Annotated in this window: 5 protein-coding genes; 2 read left to right on the top strand and 3 right to left on the bottom strand. The window is 65.7% G+C overall.

The annotated features are described in order from the left end of the window. Together AC5DC2_RS20865 and AC5DC2_RS20860 are read left to right on the top strand one after the other, a co-directional pair. Nucleotides 1–464: TOBE domain-containing protein (locus AC5DC2_RS20865; protein ID WP_491699874.1), on the top strand; the 464-nt coding region annotated here is incomplete at its 5' end. 8 nt (nt 465–472) lie between these two features. Further along, nucleotides 473–838, top strand: coding sequence for a DUF4186 domain-containing protein (locus AC5DC2_RS20860; protein WP_024708217.1), 366 nt, complete (start codon nt 473–475; stop codon nt 836–838). Nucleotides 839–847: 9 nt separating this feature from the next. On the opposite strand, the gene glcF is transcribed toward AC5DC2_RS20860, so the two are convergent. The 3 genes from glcF to glcE are packed head-to-tail and all read right to left on the bottom strand — an operon-like array spanning nt 848 to nt 3,762. Continuing rightward, nucleotides 848–2,164 (bottom strand): glycolate oxidase subunit GlcF, encoded by a 1,317-nt coding sequence (gene glcF / locus AC5DC2_RS20855; RefSeq protein ID WP_491699873.1) that lies wholly within the window; start codon nt 2,162–2,164, stop codon nt 848–850. Nucleotides 2,165–2,173: 9 nt separating this feature from the next. Beyond that, nucleotides 2,174–2,551 carry a DUF4870 family protein gene (locus AC5DC2_RS20850; RefSeq protein WP_024708219.1) on the bottom strand — a complete coding sequence of 126 codons (378 nt, stop codon included), beginning with the start codon at nt 2,549–2,551 and terminating at the stop codon, nt 2,174–2,176. Further along, entirely contained in the window at nt 2,548–3,762 is a 1,215-nt protein-coding gene (glcE, locus tag AC5DC2_RS20845) for a glycolate oxidase subunit GlcE (RefSeq protein WP_491699875.1), read from the bottom strand. Before glcE ends, AC5DC2_RS20850 begins: the two co-directional genes overlap by 4 nt. Nucleotides 3,763–3,858 lie beyond the last annotated feature (96 nt).

Raw genomic sequence — 3,858 nt, 5'->3', positions numbered from 1 at the left:
AGCGCATCGTTCTGATGCGCCCCGGCGCGATCGAGCAGGTCGGCACGCCGCTCGAGCTCTACGACCGCCCGCAGAATGTCTTCGTCGCCGGCTTCATCGGCGCGCCGGGCATGAACCTCATTGAAGGCGTGGCCGAGGCTCGGGATGGCGCATTGGGTCTGCGCAGCAAGGGCGGGGCGCTCTGGCCGCTGCCGGCGGTTGACGGGCTTCAGGCCGGTGCGGCGATCACCATCGGCATACGTCCGGAAAATGTCGCCTTTGACGATGCGGGAACCGATGCGGTGATCGAATTTACCGAGACCACCGGCTCCGAAACCCATGCGACGATGACGGCCGGCGGCGACCAGGTTCTGCTGCTGACGCCGGAACGCGTCCCCTATGAGCGCCATCAGCAGGTAAAGGTCGTCTTCGATGCCGCGCGCATGCATGTCTTCGATACCGAAAGCGGCGACCGGTTGAACTGAGAGGCGGAATGGCTGACCTCGATCCGCTTTTCGACCGGCTGTCGCGGTCGAAATTCCGAAGCCGCTTTTCATTGTCCGAGAAGGACCGGGCCTATGCCGCGTCAAAGGGCAGGGCAGAGGTCAATGCCCATGCCGAGGATTTCATCCGCGCGCGCCTTGCGCCGGCCGAACCGGCCAATGACGGGAAGCAGACGCCGATGCGCGGTCACCCGGCCTTCCTCGCCCAGCATGCAACGGCGACCTGCTGCCGGGGATGCCTGATGAAGTGGCACGGCATCGAGAAGGGTCGACCGCTCGACGAGGGCGAGATTGCCTATGTCGTCGCGGTGCTCGACCGCTGGATCGTCGGCCAGATGTCGTCCGGGCAGCGGTGATCTGCCGCCTCAGGCGGAGAGCTTCATGCCCTTCAGCTTGTCCGGCTTCTCTCCGCCATAGGCCCAGTCGATGAGTTCCACGGTGTGCAGGATCGGAACGGCGGTCCCGGAGGCGATCTGGGTGATGCAGCCGATATTGCCGGTGGCGATGATGTCGGGCCTCGTCGCCTCGATGTTCCTCACCTTGCGGGCCTTCAGCTTCGCCGAAATCTCAGGCTGCATGATGTTGTAGGTCCCGGCCGATCCGCAACACAGATGCCCCTCGGCCGGTTCCTTGACGGCAAAGCCCGCCTCCTCCAGAAGCAGTTTCGGTGCCGCCTTGATCTGCTGGCCGTGCTGCATGGAGCAGGCGGAGTGATAGGCGACGGTGATGCCCTGGCGCTTCTGCTCGGGAAGGTCGAGTCCCGCCAGATATTCGGTGATGTCCCTGGCGATCGCTGAGACCCTGGCGGCCTTTTCCGCATAGGCCGGATCATGCCGCAGCATGTGGCCGTAATCCTTGATCGTCGTGCCGCAGCCGGAGGCGGTGATGATGACGGCGTCGAGCCCGCCGTTCTCGATCTCCCGCGTCCAGACGTCGACATTCCTGCGCGCCTCGGCAAGCGCCTGTTCCTCGCGGCCCATATGGTGGACCAGTGAGCCGCAACAGCCTTCGCCCTCCGGCACCACCACCTCGACGCCGAGCCGCGTCAGGAGGCGGACGGTCGCCTCGTTGATCGCGGGGTCGAGCACGGATTGGGCGCAGCCGGTCAGCAGCGCCACGCGGCCGCGTTTCTCGGCAGTGGGCGTATGGGTCGCGGGTTTCGAGACGGGGGAGGCCGCGGGCAGGCGCGAAGGCGCGAGTTTCAGCATCGCCTCGAAGGGTTTGAGCGCGGCAACCGAGCCGAAAAGGCCGGCAAAGGGCCGCCCCAGCCGCGCCAGCGAAAGGGCCGCGCGAAAACGGGCCGGATAGGGCAGCACTGCCGCCAGAACCGCGCGGGTGACGCGGTTCATGAAGGGGCGCCTGTAGGTCTTCTCGATATGGACGCGGGCATGGTCGACGAGGTGCATGTAGTCGACGCCCGAGGGACAGGTGGTCACGCATGACAGGCAGGAGAGACAGCGGTCGATATGGGTGACCACTTCCTCATCCGCCGGCCGCCCGTTTTCCAGCATGTCCTTGATCAGGTAGATGCGCCCGCGGGGGCTGTCGAGCTCGTTGCCGAGCGTCACATAGGTGGGACAGGTCGCCGTGCAGAAACCGCAATGCACGCATTTGCGCAGGATGGATTCGGCTTCGGCGACCTTGGGGTCGGCAAGCTGCTCGGGGGAGAAGCGGGTCTGCATGGGATGCGCCTAAACCAGCCAGCTTTGCGGGCGCTCGATCGGCTCCGAACGGTTGACCTTCTGCAGGCCGATGATCACGCGGACGATGACCCAGACGGCGGTCGCCAGGAAACCGAACACGCCGATGATCACGAAGGTCAGCACGAAGGAAATGGCCGAGAAGAGCAGCGCGATCCAGAAAGTGCGGATCGCCCAGGTGTAATGCGTCTTCAGCCAGTCCTCGGCCTTGTCGCGGTTCATATAGGCCGAGATCAGGCCGATGACGCCGGCAATGAAGATCACGCAGCTGACGAGATAGAGAATATAGATGAGGATGACGTTGTTCCTCGTCGGGTCCATCCATCCGTCGCCAAACCGTTTGGGCGGTGTCGTTTGCGGGTCGCTCATGCTGCCATCTCCTCTTTCGCCATCTTTCCGGGGCTGAATATCCCCTTCGGGTCGAGTTTCTGCTTGATCCGCGCTGCAAGGGCCGCGATCGCGGGCGGCTGCGGTTCGAAGGCGGGGACCAGCGCGCGCGCGACCGGGTCTGCCCGCATCAGGGTCGCATGTCCGCCGCCATGGGCCTTGATCAGCGCCCTGAGCCGGCCCGGTTCCGGCGCGCCGTCCATGCGCATCCAGACCAGTCCGCCCTGCCAGTCGTAGAGCGCGTCCACGGCCGCCTCCAGGCGGATGTCGGCAACAAGCTTCGCGGCCTCCGACGGCGCGATGCTGACGCGCCAGAGCGGACGCAGCGATTTTTCCGCATAGGGCGCGGCGTCGCGAATCTCGCGCCAGAGCGTTCTCGTCTTCACGCCGTCCAGTTCGGCGACGGGACCGATCGCGCCGGCATAATCCTTCAGTTTTTCGGCGCGGACGGCAACCGATTCCGGCAGGCCCTCAAGCCTGAGGCAGGTGACACTGTCGCCTTCGAGCGCGCCGGACAGGAAGGCGTTTCGTACGCTGTAGGGCAGGTGGGCCGCGCCCGAAACCTCCAGAGGCAGCGCCATGGCGGCCGCCATCAGCGCGATGGCGTCGTCATCGGTCAGGTCGGAGACGACGATGGTGGTCGCCGCCTTCGGCGCCGGCAGCACCTTGAAGGTCACTTCCGTCAGGAAGCCGAGCGTGCCGTGCGAGCCCGCCATCAGTCGGGCAAGATCAAGCCCCGTCACATTCTTCATCACCCGGCCGCCGGCCTTGATCGCCTCGCCCTTGCCATTGATGAAACGCGCGCCCAGCAGATGGTCGCGGGCAGCCCCCGCAAGCGCGAAGCGGCGAGGACCGGAGACATTGGCGGCGAACACGCCGCCGATCGTCGGCGTGCCCTCGGTATTCATGATGCCGCGATGGTCCATCGGCTCGAAGGCGAGGAACTGGCCGTTTGCCCTGAGCGCCGCCTCGATTTCTGCAAGCGGCGTGCCGGCCCGCGCCGTCATCACCATTTCCGAGGGCTCGTAGGAGACGATGCCGGAAAGCGCGGAAGACGAAAGCGTGGTTTCGGCCCTCTGCGGATTGCCGAAGCCGGACCGGGTATTGCCGCCGCAAAGGGCAAGCGGCACGCCCGTCTCGAAATGGCGGGCGATGATGCCGGCGGCTTCCGCCTCGGTTTCAGGCGTCAGCATCTCAGTCATCACGGCCCTCCAGCGGGAAAACCTTGGAGGGGTTCAGCACCCAGTCCGGATCGAAGGCGGCGCGCACCGCCATCTGCTGGCGCAGGT

This window comes from Martelella sp. (assembly GCF_984369615.1).
This window is presented reverse-complemented; position numbering and strand designations above follow the sequence as displayed.